Below are 23,701 nucleotides of genomic sequence, written 5' to 3'. Positions count from 1 at the left end.
ACGTTATATCTCTGATGTCCCGGGAGCCATGCGGGACACGTTAAACGCGTGGAAACTCTACGGGGGTCCCGTCCCCGGCGTCTCTCCGGCCACCGGCCCGCTCCGCCGTCACTCGCCTCCGCGCGGGTGGAAGCTGTCCATGACCTGGTTCATCAGGCCGGTTCCCGCCTTCCACTCGGAGGCCACGGTGGTCCAGCTCACCACCATGACCGTGTCACCGACGCCGATGAACCGGCTGATCTCGTGGTAGGTGGTCCCGGGGGTCGCCCACGGCACACCGCCGACGTCCCTGGCCGTCCAGGTGAACTCCCACTGCAGGCCCGCGCCGTACTTCAGGGGGATGCGCGCCGTACGGTCGGTGCCGATGTCGCTCCACTGCGCCGTGTTCTCCTTGACGGTCCGCTGGAGCGTCTCCAGGCTTCCCAGTTGCCCGGGAAGCACCTCGACCGCCATGTGGGCCCGGCCGTCCGAGCGCAGCCACTGGGTGTAGCCGGTCTCCGGGGCGTAGTCCCCCTTCCAGCCCGCCGGGTAGCCGATGGACCAGTTCTCCGGGGACCTGGCCCGCCAGGTGCGCAACCGGGAGGCCGGGGCGGCGGTCCTGGTCTTGACGGGGGTCGGGACGGGAGTCGCGGACGGCGAGGTCGTCTCGGCGCTCACCTCGGCGACCGGCGAGGGGTCGCCGGAGCCCGCCGGCTCAGGGAACTGCGCCTTCACCGGTGAGACCGTGACGGTGTTCGCGTTCGCCATCGCCACCGCCACGGCGCTGCCTCCGGCGACGAGAACCACCGCGGCGGTGATCAGCGCGGTCTTGCCGCCGCCCACGCCGACCTGCCGCCTGCGCCGCCGCCTCGCGGGGGGCTCGGGTGCTTCAGGGATCTCGGTGGTCGCCGAGGTCGTGTGCTCGGCTCGCACGGCGCGGCGCGGCATGGTCCCCGAGGGGTCGTTGATCGCCTCGGTCAGCAGCAGGTCGGCCTGCTCGGCGCCCAGCCTGCGCGCCGGATCACGCTGGAGCAGCCCGGTCAGCACCTCGCGCATCGCCCGGGGCACCCGGTCGAAGTCGGGTTCCTCGGTGAGGAGCGCGCCGAGGGTGGCGATGGCGTCACGGCGTTCGAAGGGGCCGTGGCCGATCAGCGCGGCGTACAGGGTGGCGCCCAGCGCCCACAGGTCCGACCAGGGCCCGACGTCGCCGTTCGCGGCGCGTTCCGGGGGCAGGAAGCTCGGCGAGCCGGTCACCATGCCGGTCTGGGTGAGGGAGGTGTCACCCTCGACGGTGGCGATCCCGAAGTCGGTGAGCACGGCCCGGCCCTCGGCGTCCAGCAGGATGTTGCTCGGTTTGACGTCACGGTGCAGGATGCCCGCCTCGTGCGCCGCCCTGAGGGCGGACAGCACCTGACGACCGACCTCGGCGACCTGCCGGACCGGCAGGATGCCCGCCTCGTCGAGCCCCCGCGCCCTGACGAGTTCCATGACGATCCAGGGACGCCCGTCCTGCTCGGCGACGTCGTAGACCGCCACGATGTTGCGGTGGTTGAGCCTGGCGGCGGTCCTGGCCTCGCGAGAGGTGCGGGCGAGCTGGCGTTGGTGCTCCGCGGGGGCGAGATTGGGCGGCAGGAGAACCTCCTTGACCGCGACCGGGCGGTCCAGGAGGGTGTCGTGCCCCTCCCACACCACCCCCATGCCCCCGCGGCCGAGCTCTCTCAGCAGCCGATAACGCCCAGCGACCACCCGTTCACTGTGCGGATATGTCATCGCACGACCCCTGTCCCATCCAGATAGGGCGCAAGTTTCCCATATCACTCGGACACCGCGCGGGCCACCGAGAGATGTCTTGCCAGCGAAAGCCGAACGTTGTTCTACTTGCCGGAAGGAGACTCTGGGACCTTACCAAGGGACCACCGGTTGCGACGGACCGAACATGAGGAGGACGCCCCGGTGGAGCACGTCACCAGGACCGGGCCGCTGACCGGAGTGCGTGTGCTGGAGCTGGCCGGGCTGGCTCCCGGGCCGTTCGCGGGGATGATGCTGGCCGACCACGGCGCGCGGGTGCTGCGGATCGAACGCGTCGCCGTGGTCACCGCCGAGGCGGACACCCCCCGGCGCCAGGTCATGGACCGGGGCAAGCGGACGATCGGTCTCGACCTGAAGTCCCCCGAGGGCGTGGCGGCCTTCAGGCGCCTGGCCCGGGAGGCGGACGTGGTCATCGAGGTCTACCGGCCGGGGGTCGCCGAGCGGCTCGGCATCGGCCCCGCCGACCTGCACGCGGTCAACCCGCGCCTCGTCTACGGGCGGATGACCGGCTGGGGCCAGGAGGGGCCGCTGGCGCGGACCGCCGGGCACGACATCGACTATCTCGCGGCCTCCGGCGTGCTCTCGGCGCTCGGCCGCGAGGGGGAACGCCCCCTGCCGCCGGTCAACCTGCTCGGCGACTTCGCGGGCGGAGGCCTCATGCTCGCCTACGGCGTACTGCTCGCGCTGCTCGAACGCGAGCGCACAGGACGGGGACGGGTGGTCGACGCCGCCATGGTCGACGGGGCCGCGGCGCTGTTCGCGATGTTCTACGACCGGGTCCAGGACGGCTCGTGGGGTCCGCGCGGCACCAATCTGCTCGACACCGGAGCCCCCATGTACGACACCTACGAGACCGCCGACGGCGGGTTCGTCGCGGTCGGCGCGCTCGAACCGCGGTTCTGGGCGGAGCTTGTCTCCCTGATGGGCCTGACCGGCCTGCCCGACCGGAACGACCGGGCGAACTGGCCCGAGCTGCGGCGCAGGCTGACCGAGGCGTTCCTGTCCAGGACGCGCGCGCAGTGGCAGGAGGTGTTCGAGGGCTCCGACGCGTGTGTGTTCCCGGTGCTCGACACGGCCGAGGCGGCCCGGCATCCGCACAACAGGGCCCGCGGCACCTTCGTCGAGGCCGGGGGCGTCCTCCAGCCCGCTCCCGCGCCACGCCTGCTCGGTGTCCCCGAGCAGGATCTCTCGCCCGCGACCCGGCTCACCGACCTGTCGTCCTGGGGCCTGCCCCCGGCCGAGCAGGCCAGGCTTCGCGAGGCCGGGGTGCTCGCCTAACCCGCGGGGCGTATCGAGGGGAAGACCGCGACGTAGAGGTCGGCGCCCTCGGCGTGGTGGATCTCCAGGTCGGTGGTGAAGGCGCGGGCGGGCGAGCCGCCGGACTCGGTGTGCTTCCACACCTGCTGCCAGGCCTCAAGGAGCGCCCCCGGCATGGGGCCGCGCGCCTCGACCTTCAGCGCCTGGACGCCGGGCACCCGTACCGCGACCATGCCCTCGGGCAGCGCGGCGGCGCTGCGCACGGCCACCCCGACGACCTGCGTGTAGGCGCCGTGATGGTCGCTCTCGTAGTCGGTCAGCACGGCGTAGAGGTTCTCGTCGATCCGTCCCGGCACGTGCGCGAAGGCCCCGGGAACACTCGCCCGCGCCCACAACGCGCCAAGCCGTCCCCGCCCCTGCTCCAGTTCCTCCGCGTTGGAGGTCCGTACGGCATGGCCGACGACAAGCATTTCGGACCGATCGACAACGATCACAGCGCCTCCTTACGGCCATCCAGTGAACTCCGCTCAAACCGGATCTTAGTGCCCTCCCAGAGTGCCGGCTCCTCTTTGAGATCTTCAAAAGCGGGAAGGCCTATTCGTAACCATTCATCGGAGTATTTACCGGATCATTCACCGGAACAGGATGGAAGAACGTGAAATTTCTCAACGAGATGGTGCCTGCTCATGAGCTGACCTACAGCGATGTGTTCATGGTGCCGTCACGCTCCTCCGTCGGCTCCCGGCTGGCCGTCGACCTCTCGACCCACGACGGCACGGGAACGACGATTCCGGTCGTGGTGGCCAACATGACGGCCGTCGCGGGACGCAGGATGGCCGAGACCGTCGCCCGGCGCGGCGGGATCGCGGTGATCCCCCAGGACATCCCCAGCGAGGTCGTCGCCGACGTGGTCGACTGGGTCAAGAAGCGCGATCTGGTGCACGACACCCCGCTCACCCTCACCCCGCACGACACCGTCGGCAAGGCCCTGAGCCTGCTGCCCAAGCGGGCGCACGGCGCGATCATCATCGTCAACTGGGACAACCGCCCCGTCGGCGTGGTCACCGAGGGAGACTGCGCGGGCGTGGACATGTACACCCAGCTGTCCCAGGTGATGTCGGATCACCTGCTCACCCTGCCCGCCGGTCTCGACCCGCGCGAGGCCTTCGACCGTCTCCACGACGGACGGCACAGACTCGCCCCGATCGTGGACGAGGAGGGCCGCCTGGTCGGCATCCTGACCAGGACCGGCTCGCTGCGGGCCACGCTGTACCGGCCGGCGACCGACGCCGCGGGCAGGCTGCGCGTCGCCGCGGCGGTCGGCGTCAACGGGGACGTCGCGGCCAAGGCCAAGGAGCTGCTCGAAGCCGGGATCGACTGCCTGGTCGTGGACACCGCCCACGGGCACCAGGAGAAGATGATCGGCGCCCTGCGGGCGGTCCGCTCGCTCGGTCCCGGCGTGCCGGTCGCAGCGGGCAACGTCGTCACCGCGGAGGGGGTGCGCGACCTGGTCGAGGCCGGGGCGGACATCCTCAAGGTCGGGGTCGGGCCGGGGGCCATGTGCACGACCCGGATGATGACCGGGGTCGGGCGCCCGCAGTTCTCCGCCGTGCTCGAATGCGCCGCCGAGGCCCGCCGTCTCGGCCGGCACGTCTGGGCCGACGGCGGTGTCCGGCATCCCAGGGACGTCGCCCTGGCCCTGGCCGCGGGGGCGGCGAACGTGATGATCGGCTCCTGGTTCGCCGGCACCTACGAGTCTCCCGGCGACGCGAGGACCGACGCCGAGGGACGCAGGTACAAGGAGAACTTCGGCATGGCCTCCGCCCGCGCCGTGAAACTGCGAACCGCGGAGGACTCCCCGTTCGAGCGGGCCCGCAAGGCGCTCTTCGAGGAGGGGATCTCCACTTCGCGGATGTATCTCGATCCGGCCAGACCCAGCGTCGAGGACCAGATCGACGCCATCGTGGCGGGGTTGCGGTCTTCGTGCACCTACGCGGGCGCCTCGACCTTGGAGGAGTTCCACGAGCGCGCGGTGATCGGGGTCCAGAGTTCGTCGGGCTACACCGAGGGCATGCCCCTGCACCAGAGCTGGTGACCCGGCCGCCACGAGCCGCTTTCGCGCCGGAGCGCCCTCGCCCCGGCGCGAAAGAACGTCACCTGCGGTAACGCGGCTGCAACACGCGCTCCGCCCGGTCCTCCAGCTGCATCCGCCTGGCCGGATAACGGGTGAGCCTGCACAGCGCCATCAGCCCCGCCAGGGCCAGCACTGCTTCGATCATCATGATGAATGCGATCATTTCGGGTTCCTTCGCGGACCTGGCGCCGACGATCCCTGCCCACCCGCCGTCTGCGCCACTCGTAAGAACCTTAACAGTGGATCAGGGGATTTGTCCCTCGATGTCCACTTTCGTGGGAAAAGTTTTCACTTGGAAGCTTTCTCGCAGACTACCAGGGGCTGACAAGCCATGACCAGGTCGAACGCATGTCCCCCTCCTCACGGGGTAGCCGACGGCCCGAATCCCCGACCACACAAGGGAAGGCGAACGGACATGGCACGGTTATCGACCACCCCGGACACCCCCGTCGTCGTCGACCGCAGGGTTCTCGTCGGCTACGACAACTATCCAGCGGCCCAGCGAGCCGTGGACGGGCTCTCCGACGCCGGGTTCCCCGTCGAGTACGTGACGATCTTCGGCAGCGACCTCCGTCTTGAGGAGACCGTCACCGGCAGGATGACGAACGGCAAGGCCGCCCTCACCGGGGCCGGCGGCGGCGCGGTCTTCGGCGCCGTCGTGGGGATGTTCCTCGGTGTCTTCACCTCGACGACGATGTCGTTCGTGGTCCTGGTGCTCTGGGCGGCGCTCTGGGGCACGGTGACGGGGGCGGCCTTCGGCTTCGTCAACCACTTCTTCACCGGCGGCAGGAGGGACTTCGCCTCACGCAGCGCGATCGTGGCGGGCCGCTACGACGTGCTGGTCGCCGCCTCCCACCTCGACCACGCCCGCGCCGTCCTCGACGGCGGCCCGCGGCCTGCGGACACGGTGGTCGTCGAGCCCGCTCCGTCGGCCGGGCCGTACGAGCCCGGCCTGCCCCGCCAGGAGGGCCCCTCCTCCCGGCAGCGGACCTGAGCCCGTTACGAGGACGACCTCACGACGAGCCTTGTCGGCATGACCAGCGGCTCGGCCGGGTCCCCCTGGATCAGGCCGAGCAGCAGCCGGACCATGGCGGCCGCCTGCTCGGCGTGCGGGCTGTGGACACTCGTCAGCGGTGGGTCGGTGTAACGCGCCGCCTCCACGTCGTCGTAGCCGACCACCGCGACGTCGTCGGGAACACCTCTGCCCGCCTCGCGCAGGGCCCGCATCGCGCCGATGGCCATCAGGTCGTTGGCGGCGAACACCGCGTCCAGGAGCGGGTCGTCGGCCAACAGCTGGCGCATGGCGACCGCGCCCGACTCCCTGGTGAAGTCGCCGACCGCGATGATCGAACGACGGTCGGAGTCACGCAGCGTCTCGCGGTAGCCGGTGAGCCGGTCCTGCCCCGCGGTCATGTCCAGCGGCCCGGCGATGGTCGCGATCCGCCGTCTGCCCCGTTCCAGCAGGTGCCCGACCGCCTGTTTCGCGCCGCCCACGTTGTCACCGTCCACGTACGGCACGGCGACCGGCGCGGCGGGCCTGCCGTACGAGACGACCGGGACGCGCAGCCGGGTGAGCGCGCCGGGCAGCGGGTCCGCTCCCCGGCCGGACACGAGCATGACCCCGTCGACGTGGCCGCCCGCCACGTACTTCTCCACCCTCGCGTGGCTCTCCGGCGATCCGGCGGGCAGCAGCACGACCTGCTTGCCCGCGGTCTCCAGTTCCAGGCTCGCCGCCCGGATGACGGTGGAGAACATCGGGTCGTCGGAGAAGGCCCGGTCCGGGTGCTCGGAGACGACCAGCGCGACGGAGTTGGTCCGCTGGGTCACGAGGTTCCTGGCCGCGCCGTTGGGGACGTAACCCAGTTCGTCGACCGCCCGCATCACCACGTCGCGGATGTCGGGGGTGACGGTCGGCTGGCCGTTGACCACGCGGGAGACGGTCGAACGGGACACCCCGGCACGGGCGGCGACCGCCTCCAGGGTGGGTCTTCTCATCTGTTTTCCCCCGCTTGTCGACACCACGGCGTAATGCCCTCGGGTGGCGAGTCGGGCGCGCGAGGTCGCGCGGGTCCGCGCCGGTCTCCCGGCCTGCTCGGCATTATCCGGCATTATGCGTCAGCCGCCTGAACGGACGGCCCGGAGCGCCCGCCCCCACGCCGATCGCGGCGCGCACGGCACACCGTTGGCCGTCGCGGCACCTCCCGCCGAGGTCACGGCGATGATCGCGAGGTGTCCGTCCCCCCGCATCTCATATGTCGGCCGGACCCCGTAGAGTCGTTCGGCCGACCGGAAAGCGGCCGGCGTGCATCAACCGACGCGCACCCAACCAAGGAGACCAACGTGGCACTGGAGAAGCCTGAGATCGACTTCCCGGAGGGCGCGCCGCCCGCGGAACTGCAGATCGTCGATCTCATCGAAGGAGACGGTCCTGAGGCCAAGTCGGGCCACCAGGTCAGCGTGCACTATGTCGGCGTCGCCTTCTCCACCGGCGAGGAGTTCGACGCCTCCTGGAACCGTGGCGAAGCCTTCCAGTTCCCGCTCGGTGGCGGCCGGGTCATCGCCGGCTGGGACCAGGGCGTCGCGGGCATGAAGGTCGGCGGCCGCCGCCGTCTCACCATCCCGCCGCACCTCGGCTACGGCAACCGCGGCGCGGGCGCCCGCATCAAGCCGGGCGAGACGCTCATCTTCGTCGTGGACCTGCTCGGCGTCAGCTGACCCCACACGAACCCGTGAACGGGCCGTCCCCTTCCGGGGCGGCCCGTTCCCATGCCGGCCCGGGCTCCGGTCGCGTGCGGGGAGGCCTCGGCGCGCCGAAAAGGCCGGACCCGCGTCGGTGAAATGTCACCGGTGGCTCATAGGCTGAACCCGTGCTGCTGATCGACCTTGTCCGCACCTCCGCGGCGGTGTCCGCCGACCCCGCCAGGCTCGCGAAGATCCGTCATCTGGCGGAGTTTCTCGGCAGGACCGGTCCCGGCGAGGCGGAGATCGCCATCGCCTACCTCTCGGGAGAGCTGCCCCAGCGCAACGTCGGCGTCGGCTGGGCGAGCCTGCAGGATCCGCCCGACCCGCGCCTGGCGGCGACCGCGACCCTGCGGCAGGTGGACGGCCTCCTCGACCGCATCAAGGCCCAGGCGGGCCCCGGCTCCCAGTCCGCGCGCAGGGCCCTGGTCACCGAGCTGTTCGGCGCCGCCACCCGCCAGGAGCAGGCGTTCCTGTCCCGGCTGCTCCGCGGTGAGCTGCGGCAGGGCGCGCTCGACGGGGTGATGGTCGAGGCGATCGCCAAGGCGGCCGAGGTCCCGGCCACGGAGGTCAGGCGGGCGCTGACGCTGCGCGGCTGGCTGCCCGCCGTCGGGGCCGCCGCCCTCGGCGGTGGGGTCGAGGCGCTGCGCGCCTTCCGCCTGGAGGTCGGCCGCCCGGTCGCACCGATGCTGGCGCAGAGCGCCACCTCCGTGGCCGCCGCCCTCGGCAGGGTCGGCACCCCCGCCGCCGTCGAGTGGAAGCTGGACGGCGTACGGATCCAGGCCCACCGTTCCGGCGACACGGTGTCCGTCTTCACCCGGACGCTCGACGACATCACCGCCCAGGTTCCCGAGGTGGCCGAGGCGGTCGGCGCTCTGCCCTCCCAGGACCTGGTGCTGGACGGCGAGGTCATCGCGCTGCGCCCCGACGGCCGTCCCGAGCCCTTCCAGATCACCTCGGGCCGCGTCTCCAGCCGCACCGACGTCGCCGCGGTGCGCGGCAGGACCCCGCTGAGCGTGTTCTTCTTCGACGCGCTGCGGGTCGACGGCGCCGACCTGCTCGACCAGCCCGGCCAGATCAGGCACGCGGCCCTGGCCGGGGCCCTCCCCCCGGAGCTGGTGACCCCCCGGCTGGTCACCGAGGACGCCGAAGGCGCCGAGGAGTTCTACCGGGACGTGGTCAGGGGAGGCCACGAGGGGGTGGTGGTCAAGTCTCTGCTGGCGCCGTACGCGGCGGGCAGACGTGGGGCGGGCTGGGTCAAGGTGAAGCCCCGGCACACCCTCGACCTGGTCGTCCTGGCCGCCGAGTGGGGGCACGGCCGGCGTGAGGGGCGGCTGTCCAACCTGCACCTGGGGGCCCGTGACCCCGTGACGGGCGGGTTCGTCATGCTCGGCAAGACCTTCAAGGGGCTGACCGACGAGCTGCTCGCCTGGCAGACCGAGCGCCTCCTCTCACTCGCCGACGGCCCGGCGGACGGCTGGGTGGTTCCGGTCCGTCCCGAACTGGTCGTCGAGATCGCCTTCGACGGCGTCCAGCGGTCCAGCCGCTATCCCGGGGGGATGGCGCTGCGCTTCGCCCGGGTCCTGCGTTACCGCCCGGACAAGGGCGCCGCCCAGGCCGACACGGTGGAGACCGTGCGCACCCTCATGTTCTGAGACGACGTCCCGGCGCGTTCCGGTCTTCGGCGGCTTTCCGTCGTTGCGTTCACGGTCGTCGCCGTGTGCCGTTTCCGGCCCGTGAGTCATCGGATCCGGGCCCCGTTGGGACGTGACGGGATTTCCCGGGGCACCGGATCCGGGCCGCTCATTCAGGCGTGGTGGGATTTCCGGGACACCGGAAAACCTTTGTTGCGCAAGAGGCCGATGGAACGACCGCGTTTCCTGTGGTTTCCCTGCCCCCACTTCTCGTACCGCCTGACATGGGCTCCCACCAGGGACGACGCGGTGATCATTTATCTTTTCCCAGCCTGGGAAGGTCATTCGATAGATCACCGGGCCCGGAGACCGTCGTGGATCACGATTCCGCCCCGATTCCACCCCCGCACGCCCAGAAACGGCGATCATCAGCACTTTCATTATCATTTAGCATAGAAAGTGACATAAATCACTTTATGTCCCATTAACGTGGCTTTACTTCCTCTTTGTCGCATATGGTCGGCCCACGTCACGGCGGGAAGCACCCCCTGCACCCCGCCGACGGGACCGGCCGGTGCGCTCCCCCGCCCCCTCCGCCCCCGTACGGTCCCCTGCCCTGCTCCCTACCTTGGACCGTGGTTTCCCTTGGGCCTGCACTCACACACCCCCTCCCCCACTCCCCCGAAGAGCCCTCCTCACAACAGACGGCGGATCGCCGCCCTGGCGGCGGGCGTCACCGTGGTCGCCGTGATCTCCGCGACCGCATGGGCGGTCTCCAGCGGAGACGACGCCCGCCTGGCGACGACCGTCGCCCTCACCGGTGTCCGGCAGAGCGCCCCTCAGCCCCAGGACACCCCCCGACCCCCTGGAACCGCCCCCGCCGGCACCGCCCCCTCCCCCGGCGCCCCCGGTGCCTCCCCGGCCGCCCCTGACGCGTCCCCCTCGGGCCCCGCCGTACCCCCCTCCGACACAGCGACCGCCCCTCAGGGCTCGCCCTCCCCCGGCTCCCCCGCCGAGGGGACGAGCACGTCACCTTCCCCCTCCCCCACCGCCGCCCGGGTGACCGACAGCGCCCCGAGAAGAACCAAGAAGGCCGCGAAACCCAGGACTCGTGTGATCTCAAGCGGGTCCTGTGGCGCGTCCTACTACGCGGAGGGACAGATGACCGCCAGCGGTGAGCGGTTCAACCCGAACGCGATGACCGCCGCGCACAAAACCCTCCCCATGGGCAGCAGGGTCCGGGTCACCAACCCCGCCAACGGCGAGTCGGTCACGGTCAGGATCAACGACCGGGGTCCCTACATCGGCGGGCGCTGCCTCGACCTGTCAAGGGCCGCCTTCTCCGCGATCGGCAGCGTCAACGCCGGAGTCATGCGCGTCAGATACGAGGTGCTGGCCAGGTGAGCCCGGCCGTCTACCTCACCGGCCGCATCGTGAACGGATAGTGGAAACCGCCCTCACCCAGCGCCGCCATGCCTCCGATCACCGAGAGCACCATGCCCCCGAGCCAGACCACCGGCAGCAGGACCGTGCCCACGACCGTGATGGCCAGCAGCACGGTCACGCCGAGCAGGGTGAGCTGGAAGTTGAGCGCCTCGACCGCGTGCCTGCGGACATAGGGCGAGGTCTTGCCCGCGGTCAGCATCATGATCAACGGGCCGATCGCGAGCAGGCCGGTCAACGGGAGCAGGTGCGCGGCCGCCGCCCCCAGCCGGTCTCCTCCCGTGAGTTCCCCTGCCCGGTGGTGGACCGGCGCCGCCTGCGTGAACGGATACGGCGCGGGCATGGGCGGGCGTGAGCCGTACAGCTCGTGCATGATCGGCATGAGGTCGGCGTGGACGCGGGCCGTCATCGCCCGCCCCAGCCTGTCGTCGAACTCGATCTTGTCAAGACGTCCCTCGGCGTAGGCGGCCTTGAGGTGCTCGACCACCTGTTCCCGGTCCCGGTTGCTCACCCGGAGCCCGGCGTGCTCGAATCCGGGGCTGGAAAGGGGTGCGCCGCCGTGCCATGGGCCCGCCGCCGGTGTCACTGTGCCTGTCATAGAACCGACATACCTTTCGTTTCAGCCGTCGATCCAATATTCAGTGACAACTTTTGGCTGGTCCATCCGGGTGAACCCTTGGATGTCCCTTAGAGTCCACCCTGGGCTTTCACCATGAAAGGACCAGGGGATGTATACAAGGAGGCATGAGATGGCGTGATCGCTATGGTTTAAGGCGTCTGCGTGGGCCGAAGATCGCCAAGTTCGACCGAGAGGCAACCGACTCCGACGTCGAGGCGCTCATCGCCTTCGCGAAGTCACGCCAGGGTGTCGAGTTCTATGTCGAGCCCGAGACATTCGCGACCGACACCACCGCGATGGCGATCGCGGACGACGGCGAGTGGACACGCCGCCGGGTCGGCTCGCCCGCGGTGATCAAGAAGGTGGCCCGCGACCTCGCCCTCCCGGTCTACGACGTGCAACTGACCGGCTATCCCGCCCGGATGCGGGCCTACAACGAGCGGCGCAAGCGCGCCGAGGGTTGAGCGGGTCACTCCGCGGAGACCTCAGGCTCCTCCAGTAACGCGATCATCGGCAGCAGCCAGGCCATGCGGGGAGCCCCCATCTCTCTGTCGAGTTCCTGCGGGCCGGGCATCCTCTCTCTGAGCACCCGTGGTGGAAGCATGTGCCGTAACGCGCACATGAGCAGATTGGCCATCGAGTAACCCGGGTCGATCTCACACGCGCGGGAGAGTGCGATGCCCGCCAGAGCGGAGTCGCCCCGGCACCAGGCCGCGGCGCCCAGCAGGGACGCGACCGGAGGCACGAACCTCGGCTCCAGCCTGCGGGTGAGGTCACGCCACAGCCCGGCACAGGCGTCGGGGACGCTCATCGGGGCGCCCGGCGGGACGGCCGCGGCGTGGTCGGTGATCAGCGCCCACGCCTCGTCGCGGATCCGGACCACCGCGAGGGCGAAGCCCAGCCTGACCGCCTCCTCGTCGGACAGCCGCCCGCCGGAGGCGTGCAGGGCGATCGCCGAACGCACCCGCGCCACCCCGTCGGCGACGAACTCCGCGGCGAGCCCTCCGGGGTCGTCGCTCCCGGTGAGCGCGGCCCTCAGCTCCCGCGTGACGCGCGCGGTCGCGCGGCGTACGGCCAGGCGCGCCGCACCGTCCACGGGGTCGAGGGAACGCTCCAGGGTCTGCCTGTCGGGCAGCGCGACCAGGCCGTGCACGATCGCCTTGGTCGCCACGACACCCGTCTCGCGGTCGTACGGCGTGCCGTCGGCGGGACAGCAGCCGGCGCGGGAGCACGTGTAGGACCAGTAGCGGCCGTCCTCGGCCCGCAGCGCGTCGACCACCGTGACGCCCGACCGGCGAAACAGCCCGACGGCCAGGTCCACGGCCGGGGTCACCAGCGTGCCGGGGCCGTACCCGACGACGATGACCTGGGTGATGCCCTCCTCCGCCAGCAGCGGCAGGAGCCTGCCGGGACCGGGAGGGGCGAGGGGCAGGTCCCAGCGGACGGTGAGATGCAGCCTGCAGCGGGGAGGCCTGCCCTTCAGCCCGATGACGACCAGGCTGTCCGAGGGGTGGAAGCCCACGAGGTAGGGCACCGCGCCGAGGACGTCCTGCGTGGAGGCGAGCAGGAGGCCGGGCGTCGGGGAGGAGGGGGTGGGCGGAGCGGGAACGTCGGTTGTCATGGCGGAAAGCATCGTTCGCTTCCCGCCCCGCCAGGCGACCGAACGCGGTTCTGTGGACAACGAGAGGGTGGCCGCCGGTTGTCCACAGGCCCCGTTATCCCGTTTGAGCAGAAAGCCAGGGTTGCGCCGCCACGGCCTCCGGCCGAGCGGGCTCAGACCCCGGGTTCAGGCCCTCTCGTGGATCTCCGGAGCGCCCGTGGCGGGCCCCGACACGCCCAGTCGTGATCTGACCATGACCGCCGCGCCCGCCACCGCCGCGGGCATCGCCACGACGGAGGCCAGCGGGATGAGGAAGATCAGGAAGATCAGCACGCCGAACCCGAGGGCGCGCATCTTGTTCCGGCGCAGGACCGCGAAGCGCTCCTTACGCGCCATGCCCCTGCGCTCCATGGCCAGCGCGGTCAGTTCCACGGTCAGGAAGAAGCCCGAGACCAGGGCGCCGAGCACCGGCACGACCGTCTGCCCGACCACCGGGACGAAACCGAGGAAGAACAGCGGAACGGTGAACAGCAGCACGTACCACAGGGTGATGAGGCTGTCCCTGATCGACCTGGGGATCGTCTTCCACAGCGGAAGGTCGGGCCCGGCGGGCAGGTCGCCGTAGGACAGCTCGACCCGCTCGGAGAGCTTCTCGTAGAAGGGTTCACCGACGATCAGCGTCACCGCGGTGAAGGTCACCACGAACAGGACCAGCCCGGCGCCGAAGATCGCCAGGCCGACCAGGGTCCGCAGGGCCGTCTGCGCCGCGTGCGCCCATCCCGAGGCGAACGGCGTCGCCCATTCGGCGATGTCGGTGGCGTGGGTGCCGAGCCAGTAGAGCCCCACCGCGTAGAGGATGAAGACGATCAGGGCGGGGATCAGCCCGAACAGCCACCAGCGGGGGTTCCTCGCGACCCAGCGCAGTCCCTGGAAGAAGAACCCGGCACCGTCCACGAAGGAGCGGAAATGACCCATGCCGGAAGATTAGCGGCATCGGCGGATCACCGCGCGACGCTTCCGGCTCAGAGAGGGATCAGGACTGCCAGAGGGTGGGAACGGAGACGCCGAGTTCGCCGAGAAGGCGGCGCAGGAGGGGCAGGGAGATGCCCAGGACGTTGCCGTGGTCGCCGTCGATGCCCTCGACGAACCAGCCTCCCGGACCGTCCAGCGTGAAGGCGCCCGCCACCCGCAGAGGTTCGCCGGTGGCCACGTAGGCGGCGATCTCCTCGTCGCCGGGGTTCCCGAAGCGCACGACGGTCGCCCCCACCTCCGCGACCTGCCGGCCGTCGGAGGCGTCGATCACGCAGTGGCCGGTGAGCAGCCGCCCCTGACGGCCGCGCATGGACTTCCAGCGGGCGACGGCCTCCTGCGGCGAGGCCGGCTTGCCGTACGCCTGACCGTCCAGTTCGAGCACCGAGTCGCAGCCGACGACGAGGCCGGAGGTGAGGTCACGCGCGACGACCGACGCCTTGGCCACGGCCAGGGCCAGACAGAGTTCGGCCGGGCTGTCCGCGGTCACGGCCTCCTCGTCCACCCCGCTGACGATCACCTTGGGGTCGAGCCCGGCGCTGCGGAGCAGGGCGAGGCGGGCGGGAGAGGCGGAGGCGAGAACGATCCGGGTCACGCCGACCGAGCCTAGCGTCCCGCGGGACGTCCGTTACTTCGGCCTGATGGAGGAGACCGCGGTGTTGATGTCGCGCCAGTAGGCGCGCTGGGTGTCGGGGACGGTCACGAAGACCATGGCGGGCCGTGGGCCGGAACCCCGCGTCACGGCGACGGCGGCCACCGAGAAGCGGGCCTTGCCCTTGACCTTGTACTTCACCTTGTAGGCGAGCAACCACCCCTTCTTGATCGGCTGCGAGGCGAACCAGGAGATCCTGGAGCCCTTGGGGTGGTGGTTGAGCGTCCATCGGGCGGCCAGCAGCGCGGTGTCCTTGGCGTGGCGCTGCGCCTGGATGGGCACCGGGCAGCTGACGAGCATCGCCCTGACGGGCGCCCCCTTGACCTTCGGCAGGACCTGCTTGGTCGAGAACGGCGCGGCCCCGAAGATCTTCCACGGCTTGCCCAGCCTGGCGAGCCAGACGCCCGCCCTGCGGTCCTTCAGCAGACGCTTGCCCTTGTGGGCCTTGCCGGGCAGCCGGGCGAGCTTCTTGTTGCGCGGCAGGTCGGGGACGCGGTGATCGGCGAGGGCCGCCACGACCGCGCTCCGGTCACGCGCGACCTCCTCCAACGCGGTCGGCGAGGACATCGGCGAGGACGAGGACAAGGGAGAGGGCGACGCCGTCGAGGTCTCCGCGGCCGAAGAAGAGGCGGAAGGAGAGGCCGAGGGAGAGGCCGAGGCGACGGTCCCCTCACCGGCCAGGACCGCCGGGGAGGCGACCGGCGAGGCCTGCGGGGAGCTGGAACCGGGCGAGGGCGTCGCGGCAGGTGGCGCGGCGACCTGCCCCGACCGCTCCTCGCCCGGTCGTTCGGAGGTGCCGGAGAGGACCAGGGCGGCCACGACGGCCACGACGGTGACGACCACCACCACGGCCACGGCCAGCATCCGGTAGACGACGCGCATCGACAGGTCGCCGATGCGGGAGCGCTTCGGCGGCCTCGGCGGGCCGGGGACGGACGTCCTCCGCGGCTCTGACGGGTCCGTCCCGTCGGTCGCACGCGTCGGCACGGCACCCGTTTCCCGGGTCACCTCAGTCCCACCCACCCCATCGAGCACGATCGGGAGCGTACGACAAATCCGGTTTTCTCGTGCACGATCCCCATCACACTTAGGGAACGAGTACCCTCCCGCTCTTCAGTCCGATATGCCCCTTCTTGCACCTTCCTGCCATGATGCCACCGTGCTTGCAGAACGCCGGGTAGAACTCCGTTTCCATGTCACCTCCCGTGACGCGAGGACCCACACGAACCTGTCCGCCGTCCGCTCCGACGGCACGGGCCTCTGGCTCGCGGGTGACGAGACCGCGACCCTGGAGTACCTGACCCTCCGTGAGGGCCGCTACGACGACCAGCGCACCTACGCCCTGGCCGACTTCGTCGACCTGCCCGCGGGTCCCGACGACGAGGCCGACATCGAGGGACTGGCCAGGGCCGACGGCTGGTTGTGGGCGATCGGCTCGCACAGCCTCAAGCGGAAGCGTGTCAAGCGGGACCACCCCGTCGGCAAGTCCCTGCGCAGGCTCGGCAGCCTCGTACGCGAGGAGAACCGCTACGTCCTCATGCGGTTGCCGCTCGTCGGTTCGCGGCCGGTCCGCGCGGACGGCGCCCGCACCGCGGCGATCCTGTCGGGACGCGGCAGGAACCTGGCCGACCTGATGGCCGACGACCCCTACCTCGCTCCCTTCCTGAAGATCCCGGGCAAGGACAACGGCCTGGACATCGAGGGCATCGCGGTGCTCGGCGAGCGCGTCTTCGTCGGCCTGCGCGGGCCCGTGCTGCGCGGCTGGGCCGTACTGCTCGAGATCCGTCCCGAGAGCGACCCGCGCCGCCCCGAACGGCTGCTGCCGGCTCTGATCGACGGCGAGCCGTACCGGATGCACTTCCTGAACCTCGGCGGTCTCGGCATCCGGGACCTGTGCCCGCACCAGGGGGACCTGATGATCCTGGCGGGGCCGACCATGGATCTCGACGGTCCGGTACGGCTGCTGCGCTGGACCCCGGGGGAGACGCCGTCCGTCGAGCACGATCCCCGGCTGGTGATGGACCTGCCCTACGGCGACGGCGACGACCACGCGGAGGGGATGACCATGCTCGACGACGAGCACCTGCTGGTGGTCTACGACAGCCCGGCGGCTTGGCGGCTGACCCCCGAGGGGGGTGTGCTCGCCGACGTCGTCAGGCTGACCTGAGAGGGCCGGAGGCGGCCGGGCGGAAGCCTTCCCCGCGTAGCCACGGCGCGTCCGCGACGACCGTGCACGAGCCGGGCGCGATCTCGGTGAACCCGGCGTCCCTGACCGTGGGCAGGCCGGAACCGGTCAGCCCGGCCCACCGCCCGGTCTCGGCGGTGCGCACCGCACAGGTCAGGCCCCGCTCACGCCAGGACCGTCTGGCCGCCTCGTCGCTCCCCCACCAGGCGAGCTGGGCGGCGTGTCCCACCTGGGCCATGGTCTTGCCCGCCGACATCTCCAGGGTGGGATTGACCCAGAGCAGCGCGTCCCCGTCCGGCGCGGGGCCCGGCTCCTCGGGGTCGGTCAGGTCGGTGCCGGAGACCTGGAGCCTGGACAGGTCTCTGGGCCAGTCGTCGAGCGGGACCGGAGGGTGGACCCGGACCTCCGCGGTGCCCGAGGTGACGGTGATGCCGGGCAGGTCGAGCACCCGGCGCCACTCGGCGCCGCGGGCGCGCCGTACGACCTTCCTGATCCCGAGGGTCTCCCACGCCTTGACCTGTTCGGCCCACTCGCCGCCGTCCGCCGCGCGGGGGTCGTCGAGCAGCGTGAGCACGGCGAGCGCCGCCGCCTCAAGGGCGTCGGTGCGCCGTGGCGGGTCAGCCCGCTCGATCCGCACCACCAGCGGGAGCACCCTCTGACCGCTCACTTCCGTCTCACTCACCCTCCAAGCATGCCCTCTCCGCTCCCTAGACGGAGACGGTGTTCCTCTCGGAGGCCCTGGCGGCCACGACGGAGACCGACATGAGGGCGGCGACCAGGCACAGGGCACCCGCGACGTACCAGGCGAGGTCGTAGGCGCCGAACAGGTCGCGAGTGAGTCCCGCGCCCACCGCGGCGATGGCCGCGCCCACCTGGTGGGAGGCGAAGACCCAGCCGAAGACCACCGGGGCGTCGGCCCCGTAGACCTGGCGGCACAGCGCGACCGTGGGCGGCACGGTCGCGACCCAGTCGAGGCCGTAGAAGATGATGAAGACGAGCATGCTGGGCTCGGCCGTCGCCGAGAACAGGCTGGGCAGCACCATCAGTGACAGTCCGCGCAGCGCGTAGTAGACGCCGAGCAGGACTCTGGAGTCCACCCGGTCACTCAGCCAGCCCGAGGCGATCGTCCCGACGACGTCGAAGATCCCGATGACCGCGAGCAGTCCGGCCGCGACCGGTTCCGACATGCCGTGGTCGTGGGCCGCGGGGATGAAGTGCGTGCCGACCAGGCCGTTCGTGCTCATCCCGCAGATCGCGAACCCTCCGGCGAGCAGCCAGAAGGACCGGGTGCGGGCCGCTCGTCCCAGTACGGCCAGGGCCCGTGCCGCGGCCCCGCCCCTGGTCGTGGGACCGGGCACCGGAGCAGGGTCCCGGGGGTCGGCGCCCAGGGCGGTCGTGCCCGCCTCCGCCGGGTGGTCGCGCAACAGGAACCACACGAGGGGGACGACGACCAGGGCCGCCCCGGCCACCGTGGCCGAGGCCGTACGCCATCCCGAGGTCTGGGCCAGGGAGGCCAGGACGGGCAGGAAGACGAGCTGCCCGGTCGCGCCGCCCGCGGTGAGGACGCCGGTGACGAGACCCCGGTGACGGACGAACCAGCGGTCGGTGAGCGTGGCGGCGAAGACCAGGGCCATCGAGCCGGTGCCCAGCCCGACCAGCACGCCCCAGCACAGGACGAGCTGCCAGGGGGCGTTCATCAGGATGGTCAGGCCGCTGCCCGCCGCGACGAGCAGCAGCGCGCACGACACGACCCTGCGCATGCCGAAGCGGTCCATGAGGGCGGCGGCGAAGGGAGCGGTGAGGCCGTACAGCATGAGGTTGACCGAGACGGCCAGCGAGATCGTGCCGCGTGACCAGCCGAACTCCTCCTGCAGGGGGGTGATCAGCACGCCGGGGGTCGCTCGGAACCCGGCGGCGCCGAGGATCGCTACGAACGCGACTCCCGCCACGATCCAGGCGCGATGCACCCCACGCGTGCGCGTGCGAAGAGGGGTGGTTGTCATGTGGCCCATCATGGAGGGTGGTTTGTCGGACCCACGAGTGGCCCAAGAGCCAATATCCGCAAGAATCAGGCCATAAGAGAGATGACCTGTCTCAGATGTACAACACCCGGCTCGTCCCACTTGTCGGAAATATGGGATGGTGTTCAGCTTTGCTCGACCGAGGTCGGCGAGCGAGCGCGCCGGGCTACTAAGGAGTTCTAGCGTGTTCCATGCGCGGAGGTCTGGCAGGTTCCTGTCAGCGCTGGTCGGGGGGATGCTCGTGCTGGGCGCCTGCGGAGTCGGCGACTCCGGACCGGCCACCTCGGAGCCGGTCTCTTCGGGGGCCAGGAGCATCACCTATGCCTATGAGCAGGAGTTCCACTCCTACAACAACAACACCGCCGCCGAGAACGCCACACGCAACGCCGGACCGCTGCAACGTGTCCTGACCGGCTTCTGGTTCTACGGGGAGAACGGCGAGATCACCCCCGACAGGGACTTCGGCCGCTACGTCAAGACCTCGGACGACCCGCTGACGGTCGAGTACACGATCAGCGACAAGGCCGTCTGGTCCGACGGCACCCCGATCGACTGCGACGACGTACTGCTGTGGTGGGGGTTCAAGTCCGGGAAGATCAAGGGCTTCTCCACCTCCGGCACGACCGGCGTCGAGGACACCAGGCTGCCCGCGTGCGAGAAGGGCGGCAGGAGTTTCTCCCTCGTCTACGACAAGCCCTTCGCCGACTGGATCGCGGGCGGGCCCGGCGCGACCGAACTGCTGCCCGCCCACGTCGTGGAGAGGCAGGGCGGCCTGTCCGAGGACGAGTTCATCGCGGCCGTCAAGGCGCGTGACGCGAAGAAGCTCGAAAAGGCCATCAAGTTCTTCAACGACGGCTGGGTCTCCGAGGTCTCGCTTCCCCCCGCCGAGCTGATCCCGTCCTCCGGCCCCTACAAGCTCTCCAAGATGGACACGGGACAGTCCCTGACCCTCGTCGCCAACGACAGGTGGTGGGGCGCCCCGGCGGCGACCCCGACCATCATCGAGCGCTTCATCACCCTCGACGAGCAGGCCGAGGCCCTGCACGACCGAGAGGTCCAGATCATCGAGCCGCAGCCGGGACCCGGCGTGCTCAAGGAACTGAGGCAGATCAAGGGCGTCAAGGTCAACGTCGCCGACCAGTACACCTACGAACACCTGGACTTCAACGTCGACTCAAGCCCCTTCAAGGACAAGAGACTGCGCCAGGCCTTCGCCAAGTGCGTGCCCAGGCAACTCATCGTCGACAGCCTGATCAAGCCGGTGATCCCGAACGCCAAACCCCTGGAGATCCGCAACGTGGCGCCGTTCCAGGCCAACGCCGCGGCGGTCATCGCCGCCTCGGGCGGTGCGGGGGTCTACGGGAAGCAGGACATCGAAGGCGCCAGGGCCCTGGTGGCCGAGGCGGGCAAGACCGGGGTGGAGGTCAAGATCGGCTACCAGACCCCGAACCCGCGGCGCACGGTCGAGGTGCAACTGATCATCAACGCCTGTGACAAGGCGGGCTTCAAGGTCGTCGACAAGGGATCCGACGACTTCTTCGGCACCGTGATGCCCGCCAACGGCTACGACGTCGCGCTGTTCGCCTGGTCGGCTTCGGCCCTGGTCAGCGGCTGGGCCTCCACCTACACCACGCCCGTGAGGTGCGACGGGGAGAGCAAGGGCAACAACAACGGCTGTTATTCGAGCAGAAGGGTCGACCGGCTCATCAGGAAGCTGAACGCGACCGTCGACCTGAACGCGCAGATCCCCATCATCGGAGAGATCGAGAAGCAGTTGTGGGAGGACGTGGCCACCATTCCGCTCTTCCAGCACGCGAGCCTGAGCGCGTGGGACGAGAAGATCGGCAACGTCGTGCCGAACCCGGCCCAGTCGACCATCACCTGGAACATGGACCGGTGGAGCCTGTCCTGACCCACGGCGTCATAGCTGACAGAAGATGACAGGTACGGGCGGCACGATGGGGACCGTACCTCGGACGAGCAAGGAGATCCCCATGCCCCGCGCGGACGGCACATTCACTCTGGACAGCTGGGAGCCGGAGACCTACGACGAGGCCGAGGGCGCGACGCTCTCCCTCGTCCACGTGACCAAGACCTTCTCCGGAGACCTTGTGGGCACCAGCACCACCGACATCATCACGGCGGTGGCCCGGGTCGAGGACTCGGCGGCCTACGCGGGCTTCGAACGCTTCAGCGGAACCCTGCACGGCCGCAAGGGCACCTTCGTCCTGCACCACAACGCCACGGCGCACGCGGGAGAGTCCGCCCTGACCTGGGACGTCCTGCCCGATTCGGGCACCGGCGAACTGACGGGCGTCCGCGGCACAGGAGGCATCGTCAACAGGGACGGCGTCCACTCCTACCACCTCGACTACGAGCTCGGCTGAGGTCTCCGGTGAGACGAACTCACATGCGTGTGAGCCGTACGACCATGTGATCGTCTCACCGAAGACGGTGTGATGGTGTCATGAGCCAAGCACCGATTCTCGTCCTGGGCGGCCGCGGCAAGACCGGCCGCCGTGTGGTCGCCCGCCTGCGCGACCTGGAGATTCCCGTACGCGTCGCCTCCCGCACGACCGGCACCCTGTTCGACTACGGCGCTCCGGAGACCTGGGGTCCCGCGCTGGACGGCGTGCGGGCCGTCTACCTCGTCCCGATGGCCGAGTTCGTCGACCCGGCCGCCGTCACCGCCTTCGCCCACCGCGCGGCCGAGGCGGGCGTCCGGCGGATCGTCCTGCTGTCGGCGCGCGGGGAGGACGGCCGGGCGCACCCGGAGCAGGAGGCGTTCGAGAAATCGGTGCGCGACGCGGTCCCGGAGTGGACGATCCTGCGGGCGGCCTGGTTCGCGCAGAACTTCAGCGAGGACTTCCTGCTCGAACCGATCATGTCCGGTGAGCTCGCGCTGCCCGCCGGTGAGGGCCGTGAGGCGTTCGTCGACGTGGCCGACATCGCCGACGTCGCCGTCGCCGCGCTCACCGGTGACGGGCACGCCGGTCAGACCTATGAGCTGACCGGCCCCGAGGCGCTCTCCTTCGGCGACGTCGCCGCCACCGTCTCCCGCGTGTCGGGCCACCGGGTCCGCTATGTCCCGGTCAGCCGGGAGACCTACGCCGCCGCGCTGGCCGGGCAGGGATACCCCGAGGGGACCGTCGAGGCCGTCGCCGACCTGATGGAGGAGCTGGCCCGCGGGGCCGGCGAACGCGTCGCCGACGGCGTGTACCGCGCCCTGGGACGGACACCGCGTTCCTTCGGTGACTTCGCCGAGGAGGCGGCCGCCGCCGGAGCGTGGAGGTCCTGAACGGGGTCAGGAACGGCGCGCCTCGGCCAGGAGGGCGCCGGGTGAACGGCCACGGACGCGCTTGAAGGCGTTGCTGAACGCGAACCCGTCGGAGTAGCCGACGCGGCGGGCGACCGACGCCACGCTCGCGCCGTTCTCGCGAAGCATGTCGGCGGCCAGGGTCATCCGCCACTCGGTCACGTACGCCATGGGCGGCGTCCCGACCAGTTCGGTGAACACCCGGGCGAACGCGGCCCGTGACAGCCCGGCCTCCCCCGCCATGCTCGCGACCGTCCAGGGACGGCCGGGATCGTCGCGCAAGGCGCGCAGCACACGCCCGACACGCGGATCGGCCAGCGCACGGTATCCGGCGGGGGGTTCGGCGTCGGGGCGGGCGAACCAGCAGCGCAACGCCTTGACCAGCAGCGTGTCGAGCAGCCGGTCGAGGACGATCTGCTGCCCCGGTTCCTCACTGACGATCTCGACGGCCAGCAGGCCGAGCAGCGGCGCCAGGTCCTGGCCGCCCTGGACGATCGCCAGGTCCGGCAGGGAGCGCAGCAGCCGGTCACCGACGTCGCCCCGGATCGGATACCCGGCGACGACGAACGTGCCGGTCGCCTCGGCGCTGAGCCCGCAGGTCCGGGGACCGAGGACGAGATCGTCGGCGTCCAGCACCGGCCCGTCGCCGACCGTGTGACAGGTGGTCTCGTCCTCGATGACGATCTGGGGTGGGGTGGCCGGGTCGTCGGCGACGGAGAACGGCCTGCCGCCCCGGACCAGCGCGACGTCCCCCCTGCGTAGCGGCTCCGGCGCTGAGCCGTCCATGAGGATCCAGGCGTCCCCGGTGAGCACGGTGACCAGGCCGAGCGGGACCGGCCCGGTGAACCGGACGTTCCACGGCGGCTCGACCACCGAGCGGCAGAACACCGCTCCTCGCGCCCGCACACCCCCGAGATAGTCGTCAAGGAAGTCCATGACGAGACGATCTCACATGCGCATCGGTTCTACGGCCACGAACCGTCCAGAGCGCCATGGACATCGCACCGGCGAATTGACGAGGCCGATTCCGCCGTGAAAGACTGACCCCGGCAGAGAGGTTGACGCTCATAGTAAATGTGGCGTCCCGTTTGTCATTTGCGCTATTCTGCTGCCCTCGCGCTGTCCGCTCACGTCCCCGGATCTTTCCGGGGCGTTTGGCATGCGCGCAGTCGATTCCATCCGTGCTTCCCGGAAGGACATCTGTTGGCAGCCTCGCGCAACGCCTCCGCCGTACCCGCTGGTCCCCGTCGCGTGTCGTTCGCACGTATTCAGGAGCCGCTCGAA

General features: G+C 70.6%; 23 protein-coding genes. 11 read left to right on the top strand and 12 right to left on the bottom strand.

Going from position 1 to position 23,701, the window contains the following annotated elements:
* Positions 1–108: 108 nt before the first annotated feature.
* Positions 109–1,749: a protein kinase gene (locus ABZ470_RS38335; protein WP_362917744.1), complete on the bottom strand. Its 1,641-nt coding sequence runs from the start codon at positions 1,747–1,749 to the stop codon at positions 109–111.
* Positions 1,750–1,899: 150 nt separating this feature from the next.
* On the opposite strand from ABZ470_RS38335, the gene ABZ470_RS38330 reads away from it, so the two are divergent.
* Entirely contained in the window at positions 1,900–3,066 is a 1,167-nt protein-coding gene (locus tag ABZ470_RS38330; RefSeq protein ID WP_362917742.1) for a CaiB/BaiF CoA-transferase family protein, read from the top strand.
* On the opposite strand, the gene ABZ470_RS38325 is transcribed toward ABZ470_RS38330, so the two are convergent.
* A complete protein-coding gene (locus ABZ470_RS38325; RefSeq protein ID WP_362917740.1) occupies positions 3,063–3,539 on the bottom strand; it encodes an effector binding domain-containing protein in 477 nt (158 codons plus the stop codon). The genes ABZ470_RS38330 and ABZ470_RS38325 overlap by 4 nt on opposite strands.
* A 161-nt stretch (positions 3,540–3,700) precedes the next feature.
* Here ABZ470_RS38325 and ABZ470_RS38320 point away from each other — a divergent pair, with 161 nt between their 5' ends.
* Entirely contained in the window at positions 3,701–5,140 is a 1,440-nt protein-coding gene (locus tag ABZ470_RS38320) for a GuaB1 family IMP dehydrogenase-related protein (RefSeq protein ID WP_352015920.1), read from the top strand.
* A gap of 58 nt (positions 5,141–5,198) precedes the next feature.
* On the opposite strand, the gene ABZ470_RS38315 is transcribed toward ABZ470_RS38320, so the two are convergent.
* The gene (locus ABZ470_RS38315) at positions 5,199–5,342 is read right to left on the bottom strand and encodes a hypothetical protein (RefSeq protein WP_362917738.1); all 144 of its coding nucleotides are present in this window, start codon (positions 5,340–5,342) and stop codon (positions 5,199–5,201) included.
* Between the two features lie 252 nt (positions 5,343–5,594).
* Between ABZ470_RS38315 and ABZ470_RS38310 the strand changes: the two genes are divergently transcribed.
* Complete coding sequence (locus ABZ470_RS38310; protein ID WP_352015922.1) at positions 5,595–6,173, top strand: general stress protein; 579 nt, start codon at positions 5,595–5,597, stop codon at positions 6,171–6,173.
* Between the two features lie 5 nt (positions 6,174–6,178).
* Here the strand turns inward: ABZ470_RS38310 and ABZ470_RS38305 are convergent, their stop codons facing one another.
* Positions 6,179–7,174: a LacI family DNA-binding transcriptional regulator gene (locus ABZ470_RS38305; RefSeq protein ID WP_352015923.1), complete on the bottom strand. Its 996-nt coding sequence runs from the start codon at positions 7,172–7,174 to the stop codon at positions 6,179–6,181.
* Between the two features lie 345 nt (positions 7,175–7,519).
* Here ABZ470_RS38305 and ABZ470_RS38300 point away from each other — a divergent pair, with 345 nt between their 5' ends.
* From ABZ470_RS38300 to ABZ470_RS38290, 3 genes are all read left to right on the top strand, one after another.
* The gene (locus ABZ470_RS38300; RefSeq protein WP_352015924.1) at positions 7,520–7,894 is read left to right on the top strand and encodes an FKBP-type peptidyl-prolyl cis-trans isomerase; all 375 of its coding nucleotides are present in this window, start codon (positions 7,520–7,522) and stop codon (positions 7,892–7,894) included.
* 152 nt (positions 7,895–8,046) lie between these two features.
* Positions 8,047–9,573: an ATP-dependent DNA ligase gene (locus ABZ470_RS38295; RefSeq protein ID WP_362917736.1), complete on the top strand. Its 1,527-nt coding sequence runs from the start codon at positions 8,047–8,049 to the stop codon at positions 9,571–9,573.
* 624 nt (positions 9,574–10,197) lie between these two features.
* The gene (locus tag ABZ470_RS38290; RefSeq protein WP_362917734.1) at positions 10,198–10,956 is read left to right on the top strand and encodes a septal ring lytic transglycosylase RlpA family protein; all 759 of its coding nucleotides are present in this window, start codon (positions 10,198–10,200) and stop codon (positions 10,954–10,956) included.
* Between the two features lie 10 nt (positions 10,957–10,966).
* On the opposite strand, the gene ABZ470_RS38285 is transcribed toward ABZ470_RS38290, so the two are convergent.
* A complete protein-coding gene (locus tag ABZ470_RS38285) occupies positions 10,967–11,593 on the bottom strand; it encodes a DUF1707 and DUF4870 domain-containing protein (protein ID WP_362917732.1) in 627 nt (208 codons plus the stop codon).
* A gap of 146 nt (positions 11,594–11,739) precedes the next feature.
* Here ABZ470_RS38285 and ABZ470_RS38280 point away from each other — a divergent pair, with 146 nt between their 5' ends.
* Positions 11,740–12,078 (top strand): hypothetical protein, encoded by a 339-nt coding sequence (locus ABZ470_RS38280; RefSeq protein ID WP_352015928.1) that lies wholly within the window; start codon positions 11,740–11,742, stop codon positions 12,076–12,078.
* A gap of 5 nt (positions 12,079–12,083) precedes the next feature.
* Here the strand turns inward: ABZ470_RS38280 and ABZ470_RS38275 are convergent, their stop codons facing one another.
* The 4 genes from ABZ470_RS38275 to ABZ470_RS38260 form a co-directional block, all read right to left on the bottom strand.
* Complete coding sequence (locus ABZ470_RS38275) at positions 12,084–13,235, bottom strand: DUF4192 domain-containing protein (RefSeq protein ID WP_362781721.1); 1,152 nt, start codon at positions 13,233–13,235, stop codon at positions 12,084–12,086.
* Positions 13,236–13,400: 165 nt separating this feature from the next.
* A complete protein-coding gene (locus tag ABZ470_RS38270) occupies positions 13,401–14,189 on the bottom strand; it encodes an EI24 domain-containing protein (RefSeq protein WP_362917730.1) in 789 nt (262 codons plus the stop codon).
* Between the two features lie 58 nt (positions 14,190–14,247).
* On the bottom strand, positions 14,248–14,838 hold the full coding sequence (locus ABZ470_RS38265) for a nucleoside triphosphate pyrophosphatase (protein WP_362917726.1): 591 nt from the start codon (positions 14,836–14,838) through the stop codon (positions 14,248–14,250).
* A 33-nt stretch (positions 14,839–14,871) separates the two neighbouring features.
* Positions 14,872–15,882, bottom strand: a complete 1,011-nt coding sequence (locus ABZ470_RS38260; RefSeq protein ID WP_362917724.1) for a hypothetical protein — start codon at positions 15,880–15,882, stop codon at positions 14,872–14,874.
* A 172-nt stretch (positions 15,883–16,054) separates the two neighbouring features.
* On the opposite strand from ABZ470_RS38260, the gene ABZ470_RS38255 reads away from it, so the two are divergent.
* The gene (locus ABZ470_RS38255) at positions 16,055–17,062 is read left to right on the top strand and encodes a DUF3616 domain-containing protein (RefSeq protein ID WP_362917722.1); all 1,008 of its coding nucleotides are present in this window, start codon (positions 16,055–16,057) and stop codon (positions 17,060–17,062) included.
* Here the strand turns inward: ABZ470_RS38255 and ABZ470_RS38250 are convergent.
* Both ABZ470_RS38250 and ABZ470_RS38245 read right to left on the bottom strand, forming a co-directional pair.
* On the bottom strand, positions 17,049–17,762 hold the full coding sequence (locus ABZ470_RS38250; RefSeq protein ID WP_362781714.1) for an aminoacyl-tRNA hydrolase: 714 nt from the start codon (positions 17,760–17,762) through the stop codon (positions 17,049–17,051). The genes ABZ470_RS38255 and ABZ470_RS38250 overlap by 14 nt on opposite strands.
* A 25-nt stretch (positions 17,763–17,787) precedes the next feature.
* Positions 17,788–19,083 carry an MFS transporter gene (locus ABZ470_RS38245; RefSeq protein ID WP_352015935.1) on the bottom strand — a complete coding sequence of 432 codons (1,296 nt, stop codon included), beginning with the start codon at positions 19,081–19,083 and terminating at the stop codon, positions 17,788–17,790.
* Between the two features lie 202 nt (positions 19,084–19,285).
* On the opposite strand from ABZ470_RS38245, the gene ABZ470_RS38240 reads away from it, so the two are divergent.
* The 3 genes from ABZ470_RS38240 to ABZ470_RS38230 all read left to right on the top strand — a co-directional run bounded on the left by ABZ470_RS38240 (position 19,286) and on the right by ABZ470_RS38230 (position 22,399).
* Positions 19,286–21,013 (top strand): ABC transporter family substrate-binding protein, encoded by a 1,728-nt coding sequence (locus ABZ470_RS38240; RefSeq protein WP_362917720.1) that lies wholly within the window; start codon positions 19,286–19,288, stop codon positions 21,011–21,013.
* Between the two features lie 82 nt (positions 21,014–21,095).
* Positions 21,096–21,488, top strand: a complete 393-nt coding sequence (locus ABZ470_RS38235; RefSeq protein ID WP_352015937.1) for a DUF3224 domain-containing protein — start codon at positions 21,096–21,098, stop codon at positions 21,486–21,488.
* 80 nt (positions 21,489–21,568) lie between these two features.
* Positions 21,569–22,399, top strand: a complete 831-nt coding sequence (locus ABZ470_RS38230) for an NAD(P)H-binding protein (RefSeq protein ID WP_362917719.1) — start codon at positions 21,569–21,571, stop codon at positions 22,397–22,399.
* Between the two features lie 6 nt (positions 22,400–22,405).
* On the opposite strand, the gene ABZ470_RS38225 is transcribed toward ABZ470_RS38230, so the two are convergent.
* On the bottom strand, positions 22,406–23,353 hold the full coding sequence (locus ABZ470_RS38225) for an AraC family transcriptional regulator (RefSeq protein ID WP_362917717.1): 948 nt from the start codon (positions 23,351–23,353) through the stop codon (positions 22,406–22,408).
* Positions 23,354–23,701: the final 348 nt, after the last annotated feature.

Origin of the sequence: Streptosporangium sp. NPDC020072 (genome assembly GCF_040631445.1) — a bacterium.
Lineage (GTDB): Bacteria > Actinomycetota > Actinomycetes > Streptosporangiales > Streptosporangiaceae > Streptosporangium.
Note: the sequence above shows the minus strand (reverse complement) of the source record. Positions and strands in the feature narration are given on the sequence as shown.